Annotated in this window: 22 protein-coding genes; 20 read left to right on the top strand and 2 right to left on the bottom strand. The window is 27.1% G+C overall.

Translation table 11 applies throughout. The features are described from left to right. Positions 1-14: 14 nt before the first annotated feature. From RDY08_RS02995 to coaE, 13 genes are all read left to right on the top strand, one after another. The gene (locus tag RDY08_RS02995; RefSeq protein ID WP_307904942.1) at positions 15-854 is read left to right on the top strand and encodes a zinc dependent phospholipase C family protein; all 840 of its coding nucleotides are present in this window, start codon (positions 15-17) and stop codon (positions 852-854) included. Between the two features lies 1 nt (position 855). Further along, positions 856-2304: a HAMP domain-containing protein gene (locus tag RDY08_RS03000; RefSeq protein WP_307904943.1), complete on the top strand. Its 1449-nt coding sequence runs from the start codon at positions 856-858 to the stop codon at positions 2302-2304. Beyond that, a complete protein-coding gene (locus tag RDY08_RS03005) occupies positions 2301-2756 on the top strand; it encodes a deoxycytidylate deaminase (RefSeq protein ID WP_307904944.1) in 456 nt (151 codons plus the stop codon). Before RDY08_RS03000 ends, RDY08_RS03005 begins: the two co-directional genes overlap by 4 nt. A gap of 65 nt (positions 2757-2821) precedes the next feature. Beyond that, on the top strand, positions 2822-3205 hold the full coding sequence (locus tag RDY08_RS03010) for an ATP synthase subunit I (RefSeq protein ID WP_307904945.1): 384 nt from the start codon (positions 2822-2824) through the stop codon (positions 3203-3205). 356 nt (positions 3206-3561) lie between these two features. Continuing rightward, on the top strand, positions 3562-4350 hold the full coding sequence (gene atpB / locus RDY08_RS03015; protein ID WP_307904946.1) for a F0F1 ATP synthase subunit A: 789 nt from the start codon (positions 3562-3564) through the stop codon (positions 4348-4350). A 61-nt stretch (positions 4351-4411) separates the two neighbouring features. Further along, positions 4412-4705 carry an ATP synthase F0 subunit C gene (gene atpE / locus RDY08_RS03020; RefSeq protein ID WP_307904947.1) on the top strand — a complete coding sequence of 98 codons (294 nt, stop codon included), beginning with the start codon at positions 4412-4414 and terminating at the stop codon, positions 4703-4705. A gap of 60 nt (positions 4706-4765) precedes the next feature. Then, entirely contained in the window at positions 4766-5269 is a 504-nt protein-coding gene (gene atpF / locus RDY08_RS03025; RefSeq protein ID WP_307904948.1) for a F0F1 ATP synthase subunit B, read from the top strand. After that, a complete protein-coding gene (gene atpH, locus RDY08_RS03030) occupies positions 5266-5793 on the top strand; it encodes an ATP synthase F1 subunit delta (RefSeq protein WP_307904949.1) in 528 nt (175 codons plus the stop codon). The genes atpF and atpH overlap by 4 nt, the downstream gene beginning before the upstream one ends. An 18-nt stretch (positions 5794-5811) precedes the next feature. Then, positions 5812-7323, top strand: a complete 1512-nt coding sequence (atpA, locus tag RDY08_RS03035) for a F0F1 ATP synthase subunit alpha (protein WP_307904950.1) — start codon at positions 5812-5814, stop codon at positions 7321-7323. A gap of 14 nt (positions 7324-7337) precedes the next feature. Then, the gene (gene atpG / locus RDY08_RS03040; protein ID WP_307904951.1) at positions 7338-8192 is read left to right on the top strand and encodes an ATP synthase F1 subunit gamma; all 855 of its coding nucleotides are present in this window, start codon (positions 7338-7340) and stop codon (positions 8190-8192) included. Between the two features lie 63 nt (positions 8193-8255). Further along, positions 8256-9662, top strand: coding sequence for a F0F1 ATP synthase subunit beta (gene atpD / locus RDY08_RS03045; RefSeq protein WP_307904952.1), 1407 nt, complete (start codon positions 8256-8258; stop codon positions 9660-9662). A gap of 2 nt (positions 9663-9664) precedes the next feature. Then, entirely contained in the window at positions 9665-10066 is a 402-nt protein-coding gene (atpC, locus tag RDY08_RS03050) for an ATP synthase F1 subunit epsilon (protein ID WP_307904953.1), read from the top strand. Between the two features lie 206 nt (positions 10067-10272). Continuing rightward, on the top strand, positions 10273-10857 hold the full coding sequence (gene coaE, locus RDY08_RS03055; protein WP_307904954.1) for a dephospho-CoA kinase: 585 nt from the start codon (positions 10273-10275) through the stop codon (positions 10855-10857). 26 nt (positions 10858-10883) lie between these two features. Here coaE and RDY08_RS03060 read toward each other — a convergent pair whose 3' ends face one another. Both RDY08_RS03060 and RDY08_RS03065 read right to left on the bottom strand, forming a co-directional pair. After that, positions 10884-11147 carry a stage V sporulation protein S gene (locus RDY08_RS03060; protein WP_307904955.1) on the bottom strand — a complete coding sequence of 88 codons (264 nt, stop codon included), beginning with the start codon at positions 11145-11147 and terminating at the stop codon, positions 10884-10886. A gap of 155 nt (positions 11148-11302) precedes the next feature. Then, positions 11303-12019: a M23 family metallopeptidase gene (locus RDY08_RS03065; RefSeq protein WP_307904956.1), complete on the bottom strand. Its 717-nt coding sequence runs from the start codon at positions 12017-12019 to the stop codon at positions 11303-11305. A gap of 67 nt (positions 12020-12086) precedes the next feature. Here RDY08_RS03065 and RDY08_RS03070 point away from each other — a divergent pair, with 67 nt between their 5' ends. The 7 genes from RDY08_RS03070 (at position 12087) to RDY08_RS03100 (ending at position 19709) form a co-directional block, all read left to right on the top strand. Continuing rightward, the gene (locus RDY08_RS03070) at positions 12087-12902 is read left to right on the top strand and encodes an AAA family ATPase (protein ID WP_307904957.1); all 816 of its coding nucleotides are present in this window, start codon (positions 12087-12089) and stop codon (positions 12900-12902) included. Continuing rightward, entirely contained in the window at positions 12902-13327 is a 426-nt protein-coding gene (locus RDY08_RS03075; protein ID WP_307904958.1) for a hypothetical protein, read from the top strand. The genes RDY08_RS03070 and RDY08_RS03075 overlap by 1 nt, the downstream gene beginning before the upstream one ends. Beyond that, entirely contained in the window at positions 13328-13720 is a 393-nt protein-coding gene (gene crcB, locus RDY08_RS03080) for a fluoride efflux transporter CrcB (protein ID WP_307904959.1), read from the top strand. A gap of 87 nt (positions 13721-13807) precedes the next feature. Continuing rightward, positions 13808-14908 (top strand): iron-containing alcohol dehydrogenase family protein, encoded by a 1101-nt coding sequence (locus RDY08_RS03085; protein ID WP_307904960.1) that lies wholly within the window; start codon positions 13808-13810, stop codon positions 14906-14908. Then, on the top strand, positions 14905-16065 hold the full coding sequence (locus RDY08_RS03090) for an NAD(P)-dependent malic enzyme (RefSeq protein WP_307904961.1): 1161 nt from the start codon (positions 14905-14907) through the stop codon (positions 16063-16065). The genes RDY08_RS03085 and RDY08_RS03090 overlap by 4 nt, the downstream gene beginning before the upstream one ends. 15 nt (positions 16066-16080) lie before the next feature. Further along, a complete protein-coding gene (locus tag RDY08_RS03095; protein WP_307904962.1) occupies positions 16081-17493 on the top strand; it encodes a hypothetical protein in 1413 nt (470 codons plus the stop codon). Then, entirely contained in the window at positions 17478-19709 is a 2232-nt protein-coding gene (locus tag RDY08_RS03100; RefSeq protein WP_307904963.1) for a peptidase U32 family protein, read from the top strand. The genes RDY08_RS03095 and RDY08_RS03100 overlap by 16 nt, the downstream gene beginning before the upstream one ends.

Raw genomic sequence — 19709 nt, forward strand, 5'->3', positions numbered from 1 at the left:
AAGGGAGAATTTAAATGAGAAGGTTAATATTATCGGTACTGTTTTTTGACAAATTTTTAAAATTTTGGGGACCTGGGATACATTTACATCTTGGGAATAAACTTTTAAATTCAGATAAAGATTTTGAGGGAAAAGATATAATAAAAAATTACAAAAAAGAGTTTTTATATGGGAATATTGCACCAGATATTACGTTAGGAAAAAAATATATAAAAGATTTGGAAAAACATTCACATAGTTGGAATGTGGGGTTTGAAATACTAAATAAAGCTAACAGTGATAAAAATAAAGCTCTTGCCTATGGATATTTATCTCATTTAGCATCAGATATTATTGCACATAATTTTTTTATTCCAAAAAATTTACTAGTTTCAAAAGGAATGAGAAGCTTTTCTCATATGATACTTGAGATAAAATCAGATATGATGTTATATAAGGATACTTATGAACTTGTTTATAAAATGTCAAAAGTTAATTTAAAAGATGAAGACCTATTTTTGAAATCTGTTATTTCAGAATCTTTTTTACCATTTAAAGCAAATAGAAAAATATTTGAATATTCATTAAAAGCAATGAAAAGTAAATATATGTATTCAGGTATAAGAATTTTTACCAATTATGAAAATTGGATTCAAGAAAATAAAAAAATACTGGAAAAATACCATAAAATATCTTATAATCTAATAGAGAATATTTTAGAAAAAAAAGAAAGGTCTATTTTGTTGAAATATGACCCAAATGGCGAAAAAAATATAGGAATATTAAATGAATTAAAAAAAGAGTATAAATTATTTAAAATGAAAGATTATGAAACTAATATTTTTAACATACCTGAAGAATTAAGGGGGATTTAATATGGGAAAAAGAAGAAGTAGTATTTTAATAGATTTTTTATTGGGAGTTATTATATCAGTAGCTGTTTTAATTTCTATAATTACATTCTTCAATATAAAATCCACACAAAAAGCAGCTTTAAAATCAGCATCTCAATCAACTAGATATTTAACTTTAGCATTAGAAAACAATGCTAAAAAATCAATTTTATATGATGACACTACAGATTTTATAAATTCTATAAATTCAATATTAAAAACAGAAAAAGATAAAATATATGAAATAGATTTATATAAACTAAGCACAAAAGACAGTTTAAAAATATTATATTCAACTTCTAAAGATAAAACAGGGAAAACTTTAAAAAGTATTGGAGTAAAAGATACTTTAGAAAAAAGCAGTTTATTAGAGGGAGCAGGAGAACATGAAGGATTAAGAACATATGATTATATTTTAACTATAAAAAATAGAAATAAAGCAATAGGAGCGTTAAACATAAGTCTATCATTGGATTATTTGAATAAAGCAAGTGGAAATATGTTGAAAGTAGATATAATTTTAGCTATTATATCTATATTATTTATTGTGGCTATAACTTCTCTTATGTTATACAAAAGAATTTATAAACCTATAAATCAATTAATAAAAGAAGTTGGGAAAATAAGAGAGGGAGAAGTTACATATGAAGTAGATGTAAAAGTTAATAATGAACTTAAATCTCTTGCAGAAGAGATAAATGAAATGAAATCTTCTATTTGGGAAAATAATTTAGAAGATAGATTTGCAAATCCAATTACTGGATTGCCAGGATTGATTCATGCAATTGAAATAATAGAAGATAAAATAGATAACGATGAATTTTTTGCAGTGTTATCAATAAGTATAAAAAATGTAGAACCATATGTATTATATTATGGATTGGCAAATGGAGAAAATATTTTGAGATTTGCAACTCAATTAATAAAAGAACTCTTAATTGAGAAAAAAATAGATGGTTATTCATTGGCACAAATGAGAGAAAATCATTATATGTTAGTAACAAAACCTGAAGTTGTAGATGATATAGCACAAGAGTTATTAGAAAAATTTGATAATGAAGTTTTTTCTTTGTATAGAGAAGATGAAAATCAAGGATATATAAAATTTACAAATAAAAACGGAGATGAAATCCATTATTCAATGATGAGTGTAACGATGGTTTCTGTAAATAATAAAATAAGAGGCGAGATAAATACTTACAAAGATATTGAAGATAGAATATTAAAAGTAGAAAAATCATATTATGATACAAAAGAAGGAAGTGTATATATACCTTATGATGAATATTTGAAAACAGATAATGTTTCTACAAAAAAAGAAAATGAATTAGCAGAAGATATAACAGAAGAGCCTAAAGAAAAGACAGAAGAAGATTTAGAAACAGACGATTTATTAGAAGGGTTAGAAGATTTAGGAGGAGATTTTGAATGACAAGGCCTAGTTGGGATAAATATTTTATGGAAATAACAGAACTGGTAGCAAGTCGTTCAACTTGCTTAAGGAGAAAAGTAGGAGCAGTAATAATAAAAGATAAAAGAATATTAGCTACAGGATATAACGGAGCTCCTAGTGGATTAAATCATTGTTTAGATATTGGATGTTTGAGAGATAAATTAAATATACCCAGTGGAGAAAGGCAAGAACTTTGTAGAGGAATACATGCAGAACAAAATGCAATAGTACAAGCAGCAAAATTTGGAATAAGCTTAGATGGTGGGGAAATATATGTAACAAATCAACCTTGTATAACTTGTAGCAAACTTTTAATTAATTCAGGGATAAAAAAAATTGTATATAAAAATCCATATCCTGACGAATTGGCAATAGAATTATTGGAGGAAGCAAAAATAATATTAGAAAGATATGAAGATGAAAACAGATAGAGAGAACAGAAAATTGGAATCTAACTTTTTCTTGACATTAGAACTAATTAGGAGTATGATTAATTATGGATAAAGTATTAAAAAATGTAATAAAAAAGGCAGTTGTAGTAACATTAGTATTAATTATATATGGGTTAATAATTAAAGAACCTTCAATTTATTTTGGAATGGCAAGTGGTTGTATTATATCAATATTAAATTTTTATTTATTGATAAATGATACTAAAAAATATATTGCCATTTCAAATAAAGTTCAAAGAATTGCTTTTGCAGGATATTTAAAGAGATATGCTATTAGTGGAATTCTTTTATTTATAATGATAAAAATAGGAATTGATTATTTTTTTGGAGCAGTTTTAGGAATTTTATTAGTGAAATTTATAATTTTATTTACACAATTTTATAATATTGCAAAAGAAAGATTGAAAATGATTTTTAATAAGAGATAATATAGATTTAAAGTAAGTAATATAGAAAAAAGTTATTGGGAAAAAGTAAAAAAAGATATAGTTTAAGGAACGTTTAAAAAATAAGTTTCTTATATTTTGTTATTTTTAAGACGTTCCTAAGTATAAAAAAGAATTTAGATAGATCGCTTTCAAAGGGTTAGTCATAATTGGCAAGTTATTTTTAAGCCATTTTTTAATAGAAAAGTATAAATTTATTCAGAAAAGAAGTTACACTATTTTTTAAGTATGGAATTTTTCAGAAACAAAAGATTTAGAAAAATATTTATACTCTACGAAATGCAGCGTAACTTCTTTTTAATATAGATAACTAAAAATTAATGAAAGGAGGTAAATTCATGTTTAAATTTGTAGCACCACCCTTAGTTGAAGGACCACATGTAATGTTTGCCATTCATACTAGCGAACATTTTCCTTTTGCTATGAAATTAGCAGATGGAAGTTTCGGATTACCTGTAACTAATACAGTAACCACAACATGGTTTATTATTGTATTTCTTGCTGTATTATTTTGGTGGGGACTAAAAGATTTAAAACTCAAACCAACCAAGAAGCAGGTATTTTTTGAAATATTATTTTCGTTTTATGACAGCTTGGTAGAAAGTACTTTTGGAAAGAAGAGGAAGAAGAAGTATGTTTTGTATATATCTACATTAATAACTTTTTTATTAATAGCAAATACAATAACTTTTTTCCCAATACCAGGAATATCATTTGAGAATGGTGGAATATCAATTGCACCACTATTTAGAGGTCCAACAGCAGATATGAACACAACAGTTGGATTAGCTTTAATAACAACTATGACTTTCTTATTTGCTTCAATATCAACAAGAGGCTTCTTAGGGTATTTAAAGGGATTAGCAGAACCTAATATATTGATGTTTCCATTAAATGTAATAGGCGAATTTGCAAAACCAATTAATATTTCTATGAGACTTTTTGGAAATATGTTTGCAGGAATGGTGATACTTGGGTTACTTTATATGGTGGCTCCAGCAATAATTCCAGCACCATTACATTTGTATTTTGATCTTTTTTCAGGAGTGGTACAAAGTTATGTATTTACAATGCTAACAATGGTATACATAAGTTCAGCTTTAAAAGAAGAAGAAGCAGAAATTTAAAAATTTTAGAAAATCTGTAAATGAAACAAAAAAATTATAATCTTATGAGGAGGTAAAGAAAATGGTAGAAATTGGAAGTAATTTAGCAGTAACAATAGTATTAGCAGCATCAGCAATAGGAGCAGGTACAGCAATGATAGCAGGAGTTGGACCAGGGATAGGAGAAGGTTATGCAGCAGGTAAAGCAGTAGAATCTGTAGCAAGACAACCAGAAGCAAAAGGAGATATAATTAGTACAATGGTAATGGGGCAAGCAATATCAGAATCAACTGGAATTTATAGTTTGGTAATAGCTCTAATTCTTCTTTATGCTAATCCTATTTTAGGTTCTTTGACAAAATTATTAGCAAAATAAAAAAATTAAAGATAGTAAAAATCAAAGATAGAAATATGTGAAGCAGAGAGGAGGTTAGAAATGGGTGGTAATATGCCTGCGGTATCTTTAGATGTGAATATGCTTTTTCAAATGGGAAATTTTATCTTGTTACTTTATGTATTCGCAAGATTTATGTTTAAACCTATGTCAAAATTTTTAGAAGAAAGAAGACAACAAATTACAGATGATATAGAAACAGCAAAATCAAATAGAGAAAAAGCAATTGAAATGGAAAAAGAGATGGAAAAAGAGTTGAAAAGTGCTAAAATGAAATCTCAAGATATATTAAATGAAGCAATAAGAAAAACTGAGGATATAAAAGATGACATTTTGAAAGAAACACATGCTACAAGAGAAAAAATGTTAAAAGCAGCAGAAGCTGACATAGTGAAAATGAAAGAACAAGTAAAAAGAGAATTACGTGATGAAATGACGATAATTGCTATAAAACTTGCTGAAAAAATGATAGAAAAGAAAATGAGTGGAGATATTGAAAAGAACCTACTTGACCAATTTATAGAAGAGGTAGGCGATGCAGAATGATAGATAATATTATAGGGAAAAGATATGCAGAAGCTATTTATGAATTAGTAGAAAGCGAAAATTTATTAGCTGTATATGAAGATTTAGAAAATGTAGTTGAAATTTATACAACTAATAAAAATTTTAATGAATTGATGAATCATCCAAAATTAAATTCAGAAGAGAAGAAAAAGATATTACAAGATACTTTTTCTAATAAAATTAGTGAATTTAGTTTTGAGATGTTAAATTATTTATTAGATAAAGATAGATTTTCTTATTTGAAATCAATAGCAGATGAGTATTTGATTATATATAATGAAAGAAATAATCTAATGGAAGTAGAAGCAACTTTTGCAATTGAGCCAAGTGAAGAACAAAAGGCAAAATTGGAGAAAAATTTAGAAAAAACAACAGGGAAAAAAGTAAAAATAGATGTGAAAATAGACAAATCTATTATTGGTGGAGGAATATTAAGAATAGGAGACAGAATAATAGATGGTTCATTAAAAAGACAATTTGAAATGTTGAGAGCAAACTTATAAGCGGGAGGTGTAAAAGTTTTGAAGATAAAACCTGAGGAAATAAGCAGTATTATAAAAACGGAAATAGAAAATTATAAAAAAACATTAGATGTAAAAAATATAGGAACAGTTCTTCAAATAGGAGATGGTATTGCTAGAATATATGGTTTGAAAAATGCAATGGCAGGAGAACTACTTGAATTTCCTGGTGGAGTATATGGTATGACTCTTAACCTTGAGGAAAATAATGTAGGAGCGGTTCTACTTGGAGATTATAAAGGAATAAAAGAAGGAGATACAGTAAGATCTACAGGAAGAATAGTAGAAGTTCCTGTTGGAGAAGAACTTTTAGGAAGAGTTGTAGATCCATTAGGAAAACCAATAGATGGAAAAGGTGAAATAAAAGCTTCTAAATTTATGCCTGTGGAAAAGAAAGCACCAGGTATTGTAAAAAGAAAATCAGTTCATGAACCATTACAAACTGGAATAAAATCAATTGATGGAATGATTCCAATTGGAAAAGGGCAAAGAGAACTTATAATTGGAGATAGACAAACAGGAAAAACAGCTGTTGCAATTGATACAATATTAAATCAAAAAGGAAAAGAAGTTTATTGTATTTATGTAGCAATTGGTCAAAAAAGATCTACAGTTGCAAGACTTGTAAAAAAATTGGAAGATGAAGGAGCAATGGAATATACAACAGTTGTAGCTGCTACAGCTTCTGATCCAGCACCACTTCAATATCTTTCACCATATTCTGGTTGTACAATGGGTGAATATTTTATGGAAAATGGAAAACATGCTTTGATAATTTATGATGATTTATCAAAACATGCGGTAGCTTATAGAGAAATTTCATTATTATTAAGGAGACCACCAGGTCGAGAAGCTTATCCTGGAGATGTATTCTATTTACATTCAAGATTATTAGAAAGAGCATCAAAATTAAGAGATGAAGATGGAGCAGGATCATTAACAGCTCTTCCTATAATAGAAACTCAAGCAGGAGATGTATCAGCATATATTCCTACAAATGTTATTTCTATTACAGATGGACAAATTTATTTGGAATCAGATCTATTTAATGCTGGATTTAGACCTGCTATTAATGCTGGTATATCAGTATCAAGGGTTGGAGGAGCAGCACAAATAAAAGCAATGAAACAAGTTGCTTCAAAAGTAAAAATAGAACTTGCTCAATATAATGAATTGGCAGCATTTGCACAATTTGGTTCTGACTTAGATAAAGCTACAAAAGCTCAATTAGAAAGAGGAGCAAGAATTATGGAAGTTCTAAAACAAGAACAATATAGTCCTTATCCTGTAGAAGAGCAAGTAGTATCTTTTTATGGTGTTACAAATGGATATTTTGATGATGTTAAATTAAAAAATGTTAAAAGATTTGAAAAAGAATTATTAGAATCTTTAAAATTAAATAAAAAAGATCTTATGGATGAGATAAATGCTAAACAAAAAGTTGATGATGAGTTATCAGAAAAATTAAGTAGTGCTATAAAAGAATTTAAAGATGGATTTGACAATGAATAAAAGAGGTGAGATAGATGGCCGTTAATATCCGAGAAATAAAGCAAAGGATAAAAAGTGTAAAAAATACACATCAAATAACAAAAGCCATGGAAATGGTTTCATCTGCTAAATTTAAAAAATACAATAAATTTGTATTAGATTCTAGACCATATTCAGAGAATCTTGAGAATATTCTAGCACATATTGCAGCAGGTGTAGAAAATGAACATCATCCACTTTTTGATGGAAAAAAAGAAGTTAAAAAAATAGGAATTATAGCAATTGCTTCTGATAGAGGTCTTTGTGGAAGTTATAATCACTCAATTACAAAAGAGCTTGAAAAATTTATAAAAGAAAATCCTGATAAAGAAGTATCAGTGATTTCTGTAGGAAGAAAAGTAAGAGATTTTTGTAAAAAGAAAGATTATGATATGAAGGCTGAATATATTCAAATTGTTCCTGAAATAATGTTTACTAAAGCAAAAGAGATAAGTGAAAACATAGTAGATTTCTTTTATGAAGATATTTTTGATGAAGTTTATTTATTATACACAAAATTTTATTCAGTTGTAAATTATCAAGTTAAATTAAATAAAATTTTGCCTATAGAAAAGGTTGAGACAAAAGAAAATATTAGTTATATTTTTGAACCTTCAGAAGAGGCTATATTAGATACTTTACTTCCAAAATATTTAAATATTAATTTATATCAATCATTATTAGAATCAACAGCAAGTGAACATGCTTCTAGAATGAGAGCAATGAAAAGTGCATCTGATAATGCAGAAGATATGACAGGAAAATTAACTTTATCATTTAACAGAGCAAGGCAAGCTAATATTACTCAAGAAATATCAGAAATAGTATCTGGAGTAGAAGCATTAAAATAGAAAAAATAAAAAGAGGAATAATTATAGAAAAATAGTAAAAATTAGCAAGAAGGAGGGAAGAGCGTGGAAAATAAAGGTACGGTTATACAGATTATAGGACCGGTAATGGATGTTAAGTTCGATGAAAAATTACCAAATATCTATAATGCTTTAACAATAAAAGATGAAACAAAAGGGATAGATCTAACAATGGAAGTTCAACAACATCTTGGAAATAATGTAGTAAGAGCTGTTGCAATGGATTCTACAGATGGACTTGTAAGAGGAACAGAAGTTATAGATACTGGAGCTCCAATTAGTGTGCCAGTTGGGAAGTCAACTCTTGGAAGAATTATGAATGTATTAGGTAAACCTGTGGATGAAATGGGTTCTATTGAATCAGAAGAATATAACCCAATACATAGAGAAGCTCCAAGTTTTGAAGAACAAGGGACAGAAACAGAAATATTGGAAACAGGAATAAAAGTAGTTGATCTTTTAGCGCCATACTCTAAAGGAGGAAAAGTTGGACTTTTCGGAGGTGCTGGAGTTGGTAAAACAGTACTAATAATGGAACTTATAAATAATATAGCAAAAGAACATGGAGGACTTTCAGTATTTGCTGGAGTTGGAGAAAGAACAAGAGAAGGAAATGATTTATGGAATGAAATGAAAGAATCAGGAGTAATCAGTAAAACGGCCTTAGTTTATGGGCAAATGAATGAGCCACCTGGTGCAAGACAAAGAGTAGCATTATCAGCTCTTACAATGGCAGAATATTTTAGAGATAAAGAGGGACAAGATGTGTTACTGTTTATAGATAATATATTTAGATTTACACAAGCTGGTTCTGAAGTATCGGCACTGCTTGGAAGAATGCCTTCAGCTGTTGGTTATCAACCAAACTTAGCAACTGAAATGGGAACTCTTCAAGAGAGAATTACATCTACAAAAACTGGTTCGATTACATCAGTGCAAGCAATATATGTACCAGCGGATGATTTAACTGATCCGGCTCCTGCTACAACTTTTGCACATTTGGATGCAACAACAGTATTATCAAGACAAATATCTTCACTAGGAATATATCCTGCGGTTGATCCATTGGATTCAACTTCAAGAATACTTGAGCCACAAGTAGTAGGGCATGAACATTATGCTACAGCTCAAGAAGTGAAACAAGTATTGCAAAGATATAAAGAACTACAAGATATAATAGCAATATTGGGTATGGATGAATTATCAGATGAAGATAAAATAACAGTAAATAGAGCAAGAAAAATACAAAGATTTATGTCACAACCATTCTTTGTTGCAGAACAATTTACAGGAATGAATGGTAAATATGTGCCATTAAAAGAAACAATAAGAGGATTTAAAGAAATATTAGAAGGAAAACATGATGAATTACCAGAACAAGCATTTCTTTATGTTGGTACAATAGACGAGGCGGTGGCTAAGGCAAGGGATCTAATGAAAGGGGCTGAATAAGAATGGCAACTTTTAAACTTGAGATAATAACTCCTCAAAAAGTGATTTACAGTAATGATGTAGATATGCTTATTACTAGAACAACAGAAGGGGATATGGGAATATTAGCAAATCATGCTCCTTTAGTTACAGAATTAGCAATTGGTGAAATGAAAATAAAAATCGGAAAAGATGAAGAGAAATATTTCGTTTCAAGTGGATTTTTAGAAGTATCAAAAGAAAAAGTATTGATTTTAGCAGATAAAGCAATGAAAGCTGATGAAATTGATATAGAAAAAGCTAAAAAAGAAAAAGAAGTTCTTGAAGCTAAATTGAAAAAACTTAATGAAGATAGAGATATAGCTGCAACAGAACATTCTTTAAAAGAAGCACTTACTAAAATAAAAATAGGTGAAACGCTTTAGAATTAATTATAGTCAGGTGATGGAAATTTTCCATCACCTGTTTTGTAATGTATTGGATAAATAAAATATAAAAAAAGAATTATAATTTTGTGTATTATGTATTTAAATTTAATAGAAACAGTTGAATTTTTAGACTTTGAAGAATTTTAAAAATGTATTGAAAGTGATTTTAGAAGTGTAAAAATAAATTTGGTAGAGGTGATAAAATGATAGTCGGATTAACAGGCGGAGTAGCAACAGGGAAAAGCGAAGTGTCAAAAATGTTTAATAGATATGGAGCAATTATTATTGATGCGGACAAAATATCAAGAGATGTTGTAAATAAAAAAGAGGTATTAAGCAATATAACAGAATATTTTGGAAAAGATATTATGAAAAAAGGAAAATTAGATAGAAAAAAATTAGGAAAAATAGTATTTTCAGATGAGGAAAAAAAGAAAAAATTAAATGAGATAACACACCCTTTAATAATAGAAGAATTGAAAAAATATATTGACAAATATAAAGAAAGTAAGGAGCTAATAATTTTTGACATTCCATTATTATTTGAAGTTAATTTTGAAAAATATTTGAATAAAGTTATAGTTGTATATTGTGGATTTGAAATTGAGTTAAATAGATTAATGAAAAGGGAAAATATAAATTATTCTGAAGCAGTAAATATTATAAAATCACAAATGGATCTAAAAGAAAAACTTGAAAAAGGAGATATATTAATAGAGAACAGTGGAACAATAGAAGAGTTAGAAGAAAAAGTATTTAGGTTATATAGTAAATTAAAACGAGACTAAATATTTAGTCTCGTTTTAATTTTAATTTAGTTTTGAGTTTTTACAATAAACTTAATAGCAGTTCTTTTTTCTTCGTTGATCATAACATCAACAAAAGCAGGAACACAAACAAGATTTTCTCCTGTTGGAGCTACAAAACCTCTTGCGATTGCAATAGCTTTTACAGCTTGATTTACAGCTCCTGCACCAATAGATTGAATCTCTACTGAAGGGTTATCTTTTAAGATACCTGCTATAGCACCTGCTACAGAATTTGGATTAGATTTTGTTGAGACTTTTAAAACATCCATTAATATTACCTCCTTATAATGTTTTTTAGTAAGTTTGTAAAACCCTAATAATCGAAAAAGAACCATCCTATTTTTTAAACATTTTACAGCTTGATTTTGTTATAAAGAATAAGTTGGTTTTTAATTACGATACATATATTATACGAAGATTTTTTTTATTTCCTTCTTTTTTTTAAAAATTTTTTTGGATCAATTTTTATAACCCCTTTTTTTGTTTGTTTTCTTAATTCAAAATGGAAATTTTTGTCAGCATATGCTATAATAGCTGTGTTCTTTTTTATATAGTCACCTTTGGTAACTTTTAATTTTTTTAGATTATAATAAATAGAAACATAACCACTGTCGTGATATATAAAAATAGTATTTCCTAATGAATTTCTAGTTCCTGAAAATATAACTATTCCAGGGGCAATAGGAAATATAGGAGAATTACTTTTTATAGATAAATTTAAAGTAGAGTTTTCAGCTTCAGAAACTGAAAATAAATTTTTTGGTTCTATTGGATATAAAAAATTCATATTATTTAATGTTAATTGTTTTTTTCTAATTTTTTTTATATTGCTCACTTTAGGTTTTGAGGGAGATATATTTTTTTTTACATAATTGATTTTGTTATTTTTAATTATTTTTACAGTTTTTTTAGGTTTTATATTATTTTTATCAATAGGGTTTCTCGATTTAATATTATTTTTTAATGCAGTATCATTATTTTTAGATTTTAATAAATTTGGATTTGTTTTGTTGGTACCATCATCATAAATAGCAGGATATTGTTTGCCTTTAGAATACATATTACTGCCATCATCTTTAAATGAAGAATTTGTACAACCAACTATTAAAATGGAAATAATTAATAACAATATATTTTTCATAGTCATCACTCCTTAAAAATATTATAACATATAAATAAGAAATGTAAAAGGAAAAGAGGTGGATTTTTTGAAAACAAGGATAATTTCTATAGCTAGTGGAAAAGGTGGAGTAGGGAAAAGTTTTGTTACTTTAAATTTAGCGGTAGAGTTAGCAGTTCAAAGAAAAAAAGTGTTGTTAATAGATGCAGATGTTGGATTAGGCAATATACATATACTTGTAGGAAAAAATCCAAAATATAGTATAGCAGATTTAATGGAAGGAAATTGTAAATTAGAAGATAGTTTAATGGAATTAGTAAAAGGGAATTTGAAAATTCTTGCTGGTGGAACAGGCTTTAAAAAAATGTTTCATATGTCAAAAGAAAAAAGAAGTAATTTATTCAAAGAATTAAAAAAGATACAAAATAAATTTGATATAGTTTTAATAGATATAGGTGCGGGAATAAATAAAGATGTAATATCGTTTTTAGAATTGGGAGATGAAGTAATATTAGTTACTAATCCAGATATTACAGCAGTTGCAGATGCATATTCTCTGCTGAAATCTATAGTAAATGTACATACTATTACTAAAAATATAGGCGTTATAATAAATAAAGCAGACATAGATTTAGGAGAAAAAGTATTTGAAAAATTAAAAAATGTATCAGAAAAGTTTTTGAAAACAAAATTAAAGCATATTGGTTCTATAGATGAAAATAGGAAAATGGCATATGATTCCACACAAAAAAGATTGCCAATATATTATTTAAGTCCATCATCAAAATTTAGAAAAGAATTTTATAATTTAAGTGTAAAAATTTTTTATAATAAAGAGTTACATGATTCGAAAAATGTAAGTATTGTTACAAAATTTATGCGATTTTTAGGAGTGGATGGGTAATGATGGAACGAGATATAGAAGTTTTAATTGAAGAAGAAAAGATTAATTTAGAAAATATAAAATTAAAAAAATTAAAACAAAGTTTTGAAGGAACATTTTTTGTAAGCCTATTTTTAATATTTACTTTAATATTTTTTAATGTGAAAGAGGTAAAATTAGTAGATAAAAAGCAGAAGCCTTTTAAATCAAAATATAGATATAATAATAACATAAAAATGAATTATTTGAGAAAATTTAAAACAATGAAAAAAATTAAAATAAATAAAGGGGACACAATATATTCTCTGTTTAGAGATAATAAAATTCCATATAGCAAAAAAAATATAGAGAAATTTAAAATTATAAATAGAATAAATAAGAGATTAAGAAGCTTAAAAATAGGTAAAGAGATATATTTGCCTATAAAAATAGGAATGGAGGAATAGATGGGAATAAAAACAATGTTAGCAATAGGGACAGGTGGATTTATTGGAGCTAATCTGAGAAGCTATATTAATGGAGTGGTTAATGAAAAAATTGTACATCATTTACCCTTAGGGACGTTGACAGTAAACTTATTAGGAAGTTTGACATTAGGAGTATTATTTGCATTTTTTACATACACACATATATTTTCTCCAAGGATGAAATCATTATTGTCAACAGGAATGATGGGAGCATTAACTACATATTCTACATTTGCAATGGAGACATTTTTTTTGATAGAAGGAGAAAGTTATGCACTTGCTATCTTAAATATGGGATTTAATGTAATAGGAACAGTTATGTTTGCAGGAATAGGATTTAAAGTTACAGAAATGTTATTAAAAGCACATTAAAAGAGTTGGGAATGTTATTTTTAAGCCATTCCAAGGTAATTGATTTTAAGTTTTGTGAAAGAATAAAATAGTAGAAGGAGAAGTTAAATGACAGATTTATTAATAGCACCTGAAAATTATATTTCAGGATATGATATTATAGATGAACTAGGTGCTAAAGTAAAAAAAATAGCAAAAAAAGTTCTTGTATTATCAGATGAAAAAGTGTATAAAATAGTTGAAAAAGGATTAAATTCATTAGAAAATTCAGAAATTATATATACAAAAGAATATTTTAATGGAGAATGTTGTTTTACAGAAATAGATAGAATTTCAAATATATTAAAAGAAAATGGTTATGATGCAATAGTAGGTATTGGCGGTGGTAAAATTTTAGATACTGTAAAGACGGCGGGTTATAAAGCTGGAGTTAAAATAATTACTGTTCCAACAATAGCTGCAACTTGTGCGGCGTGGTCCTCGCATTCAGCTATATATACTGATGATGGAATTTCATATGAATATTTTAATATTCATAAAAATGCAGATCTGCTGTTTTTAGATAAAAAAATTGTTTTTGAAGCTCCAGTTAGATATATAAAAGCAGGAATATTAGATACATTAGCAAAATGGGTTGAGACAAAATCATCAACTTTGAATTTAGAAAATAAAAATGTTGCAACTGAAATAGCAATATATTTAGCTAAAAAGACATATAAAGATATGTTCGAATTTTCAAAAATAGCATTGGAAAATATAGAAAAAAAAGAGTATACTAAAGATATTGATATTGTAATTGAAGATATTATATTTACAGCAGGACTTGTAGGCGGAATTGGTGGAGAAGCTTGTAGAGCAGTTGCAGCACATGCTATAAATAATGGTTTTACGATTTATCCCGATACTTATAATAAAAATTTACATGGTGAAGTTGTAGGATTTGGAAATGTAGTTCAAATGATAATGGACAAAAGAGATAATAAGGAAATAAATGATTTGGTAAAATTATATAAAGAGATAGAAGCTGATGTTAGTTTAAAAGGTATGGGATTTGAAGATTTAAGTGATATAATGTTGGAAAAAATTGTAAATAAATCTTTATATAAAGGAGATACCATTTGGAATGCACCTTATAAAGTGGAATTTGAAATGGTAAAAGAGGCTATATTAAAAGCAAATGAAATTATTTTGAAAGGAGAATATAAATGAGTTTGAGAGAAAAAGCATTAAAATTACACAGAGAAGGAAGAGGTAAATTAGAGGTAAAAAGTAAATTTAAATTGGAGACAAAAGATGATTTAGCACTTTTATATACACCAGGAGTAGCGGAACCTTGTAAAGAAATAGCAAAAGATAAAGAAAAAGTATATGAATATACAACAAAAGGGAATACAGTAGCTGTAGTTACTGATGGGACAGCAGTTCTTGGATTAGGGGATATTGGACCAGAAGCAGCACTACCTGTAATGGAAGGTAAAGCAATTTTATTTAAAGAATTTGCTGATATTGATGCAATACCTATATGTTTGGATTCTAAAGATGTAGAGGATATTGTAAAAACAGTAAAACTATTATCACCATCTTTTGGAGGAATTAATTTAGAAGATATATCTGCACCAAGATGTTTTGAAATAGAAGCAAGATTAATAAAAGAATTAGATATTCCTGTATTTCATGATGATCAACATGGGACTGGAATTGTTGTATTAGCTGGGATTTTAAATAGTTTGAAATTAGTAAAGAAAAAAATAGAAGATGTAAAAATTGTTATTAATGGAGGAGGAGCAGCTGGAACTTCTATTGCAAAGCATATATTAAGTGCAGGAGCTAAAAATTTAATTGTATGTGATTTAAATGGAGCTATATCTTCAGATGATGAAAATAGCTTGGTAAAATCTCATCATAGAGATTTAGCAAAGATAACAAATCCAAATAATGAAAAAGGAAATTTGAAAGAAATATTAAAAGGGGCAGATGTTTTCGTAGGAGTTTCAAGAGGAAATTTATTAAATGAAGAGATGGTAAAGAGTATGGCAAAAGGAAGTATAGTTTTTGCAATGGCAAATCCTGTACCAGAAATTATGCCAGATGTTGCTAAAAAAGCAGGAGCTACAGTTGTGGGAAGTGGAAGATCAGATTTTCCAAATCAAATAAATAATATATTGGCTTTTCCTGGTATTTTTAGAGGTGCTTTAGATGCAAGAGTAGGGGATATAACAGAAGAGATGAAATTAGCTGCATCATATGCAATAGCTGGAATAATAGAAGAAAATGAGATAACAGAAGAGTATGTAATACCTTCACCATTTGACAGAAGAGTAGCAAATGCAGTGGCAGAAGCAGTAAAAAAAATAGCTAAAAAATAGTTAGGGGGAATTAAAATGAATTTTGATGATAGAGTAATTAGAATGATTAGAGTGAAAATTTTGAATAAACCCGGAACTTTTGGAAAATTAGCAGATGTTATAGGAACTAACGAAGGAAGTATGGGTGATATAAAAGTAATTAGAGTGGGGACAAAATATATAACAAGAGATATTAAGATTTATACAAAAACATTAGATAAATTTAATAGTATAATGAAGGAATTAAAAAATATAAAAGGTATAAAACTTATAAAAGATTTTGATGAAATTTATCAAGCACATGAAGGTGGATTATTAGAAACAAAAAGTAAAGTAAAAATAGAAACAATATCAGATTTGGAAAAATATTATATACCTGGAATTGTAAAAGTAGCAAGGACAATAAATAAAGATCATAATAAAAAATTTGAATATACTAATATAGGAAATACAGTTGGAATAATTACAAATGGAACAGCAATATTAAATTTTAAAAGTTGTAAAGTGGAAGCAGCATATTCTGTAATGGAATCTGCAGGAGCAGTATTAAATGAAATATCAGGTATATCGGCTACACCACTTGTAGTAGATACAGAAAATAAAGATGAATTTATATCAACCATAAAAAATATTTATAAAAATTTTGGGATGATAATATTAGAAGATATATCTTCACCAAGTAGTTTGGGAATAGAAAGAGAATTACAAGGATTAGAGATTCCAATAATAGATACAAATAAATATGGAAATGCAATAGTTGTGTTGGCAGCTCTTATAAATATATCAAAAAGAGTTGGAATTAATTTGAAAAAAAGCAAAGTTGGATTATTAGGTTTTGGAAGTAAAGCTTGCGGAATTAATGAAATTTTAAAGGATTATGGTGTCGAAAAAATAATTGGATTTGATATTAGAGAAGAGGCTATAGCAAGAATGGAAGATGGAAATATAGAAAAGAAAGAAAATATAAATAATTTAATGGAAGAATCCGATATTATAATAGGGACATCAAGAGTAGAGGGGCTTATAAAATTTGGAATGGTACAAAAAGATCAAATAATAATATCATTATCAAAACCAGAACCGGAAATAAAAGCAGCAATAGCATTAAAAGCAGGAGCTAAATATGCTGTAGATGGTAGAATCGTAAATCCATTATTAGTAATTCCTGGATTAATAAAAGGAGCATTAGAGGCAAAAGCAAGTGAAGTAACATTAAATATGATGATAAATGCTGCTGAAACATTAGCCGAATTAAGCAAAGAAGGAGAAATATTACCTAATGTATTTGATAAAGGATTACATAAAAAAGTATCTGAGAATGTAAAGAAAATAGCAATAGAAGATGGTGTAGCTCATCTATTTGAACAAGAAATAGAAGAGGATATAACAGAACCAGAAGATGAAATATTTAATAAAATAAAAGGAATAAATGAATGGATGTCAAATTGATGGAAATAGTGGCTCCAGCAGGGAGTCCTTCTAGTTTGAAAGCAGCAATAAAAGCTGGAGCAGATGCGGTATATTTAGGAATAAAAGGATTTGGAGCAAGAAGAAATGCAGTTAATTTTGGAGTAGATGAAATAGTAGAATATATAGATTATGCACATTTAAGAGGTGTAAAAATATACTTGACATTAAATAGTATTATGAGTGATAATGAAATAGAGAGTATTTACAGAAATGTAAAAAAATTATATTTGGCTGGGATAGATGCTATTATTGTTCAAGATTTTGGAGTATTTAAATTTTTAAAAGAAAATTTTAAAAATTTAAATTTACATGCAAGTACACAAATGACAATTACAAACAATTTAGAAGCTAAATTCCTAAAAGAAAATGGGTTTGATAGAGCTGTTTTGGCAAGAGAACTTAGTTTTGAAGAGATAAAAAAAATACAAAATAGTAGTAAAATAGATTTAGAAATATTTGTATCAGGAGCTTTATGTATTTCATATTCTGGGAAATGTTATATGAGTAGTTTTATTGGTGGACGAAGTGGAAATAGAGGAATGTGTGCACAGCCATGTAGAAAACTATATAATAAAGATGGAGAAGAAAAATATTTTCTCAGTCCAAAAGATCAATTATTGGGAAAAGAAGAGATAAATCTATTGAAAAGTATAAATATATCTTCTATAAAAATAGAAGGTAGAATGAAAAATGAAAAATATGTATATGAAATTGTTAAATATTATAGAAAATTAGTAGATGAAAGTTATTCGGATGATATTGGAAATAAAAATATATTGAAGATATTTAATAGAGGCTATAGTAAAGGATATTTTTATGGTGTAGATAAAGAAAATATATTAAATAGAGAAAATTCTGCAGATTTTGGATATGAAATTGGTAAAATATTCGAAAATAATAGAATAGAAATAAAAGATAAGATAAAACTAGGTGATGGAATAACTTTTGTGGATAAAGATAATAAAGTTATAGAAGGAAGATATGTTAATAAAATATTTTTAGAAAATAATAGAGAAGTAAAAGAAGCGGAAAAAACAATTATAAAATTAAATAAAATTCCTGAAGGAAGTAAATATATTTTTAAGACTTACGATAAAGAATTAGATGATAATATAGAAAAAGATTTGAAAAATATAACAAAGAGAATAAATATATATGCAGAAATAATTATAGAAAAAGGTAAAAAGTTAAGTTTAAAATTTATTTATAAAAATAGAGGGAAAGAGATAAAAAGCGAAGTTTTGGGGGAAGTAATAACTGAAAAGGCTAAAAAAAGCATAGATAAAAAAATTATATTAGAAAAAATATCTGAATTAGGAGAAACAACATTTAAAATTAACAATAGTAGAATAAAATATGATGGGGAATCATTTGTAAGTTTTAAAGAATTGAAAAATTTGAAAAGAGAATGTGCTGAGAAATTAGAAAAAAATATAATTGATTTTTATAAAAGAAAAGATGATTATGAGGATATAAAAAAAATATCTGAAGAGGATAATTTAAAAAATAAATCAGATAAATCAGAAGAGTTAGTAATATCTGCAACTGTTTTTAATGAAAATCAAGAAAATTTTTTAAGAAAATTAGGAATAGAAAAAATTTATAAAAAAGGATATTCTATTATAAATGAAGATGAATTAACTAAAATTAATTTTGAAGAAAAAAATAAAATCGAAGATGAAGATGATATTAAATTATCTAAAAATATAACACAATTAGTTATTAATAAGGATAAATTAACAGTTGATTATAGTATGAATATATTTAATTCATATGCTCTAAGATTTTATGAAAATTTAGGGAATATAGATACAATATTTTTATCGCAAGAGATGTCAGAAAAACAGATAATGAATTTAAAAAAAGGAAAAAATAGATTAGGAATTGTAGTATATGGTTGCCCAAAAGTTATGGAGGTTAGAGTTCCTTTATTTGAGGAAAAAGTATCTGAATTAACAAATGAATTTAAAGATAAATATTTTGTAAAAATAAATGATTTGGGACATAGCGAATTATACTTAAAAAAACCATTAAATTTAATAAGGCAAATAGACGATTTGGAAAGTTATGGAATTAATGAAGTTAGATTAGATTTTACTTTTGAAGATGAATTTGAGATTAGCAGAATTATTAAAAACTTAAAAGATAGAACAGGGGAATATATTCCATATAACTATGAAAAAGGAGTTTTTTAA

It is taken from the genome of Haliovirga abyssi (assembly GCF_030295325.1).
Taxonomy (GTDB): Bacteria; Fusobacteriota; Fusobacteriia; order Fusobacteriales; family Haliovirgaceae; genus Haliovirga; species Haliovirga abyssi.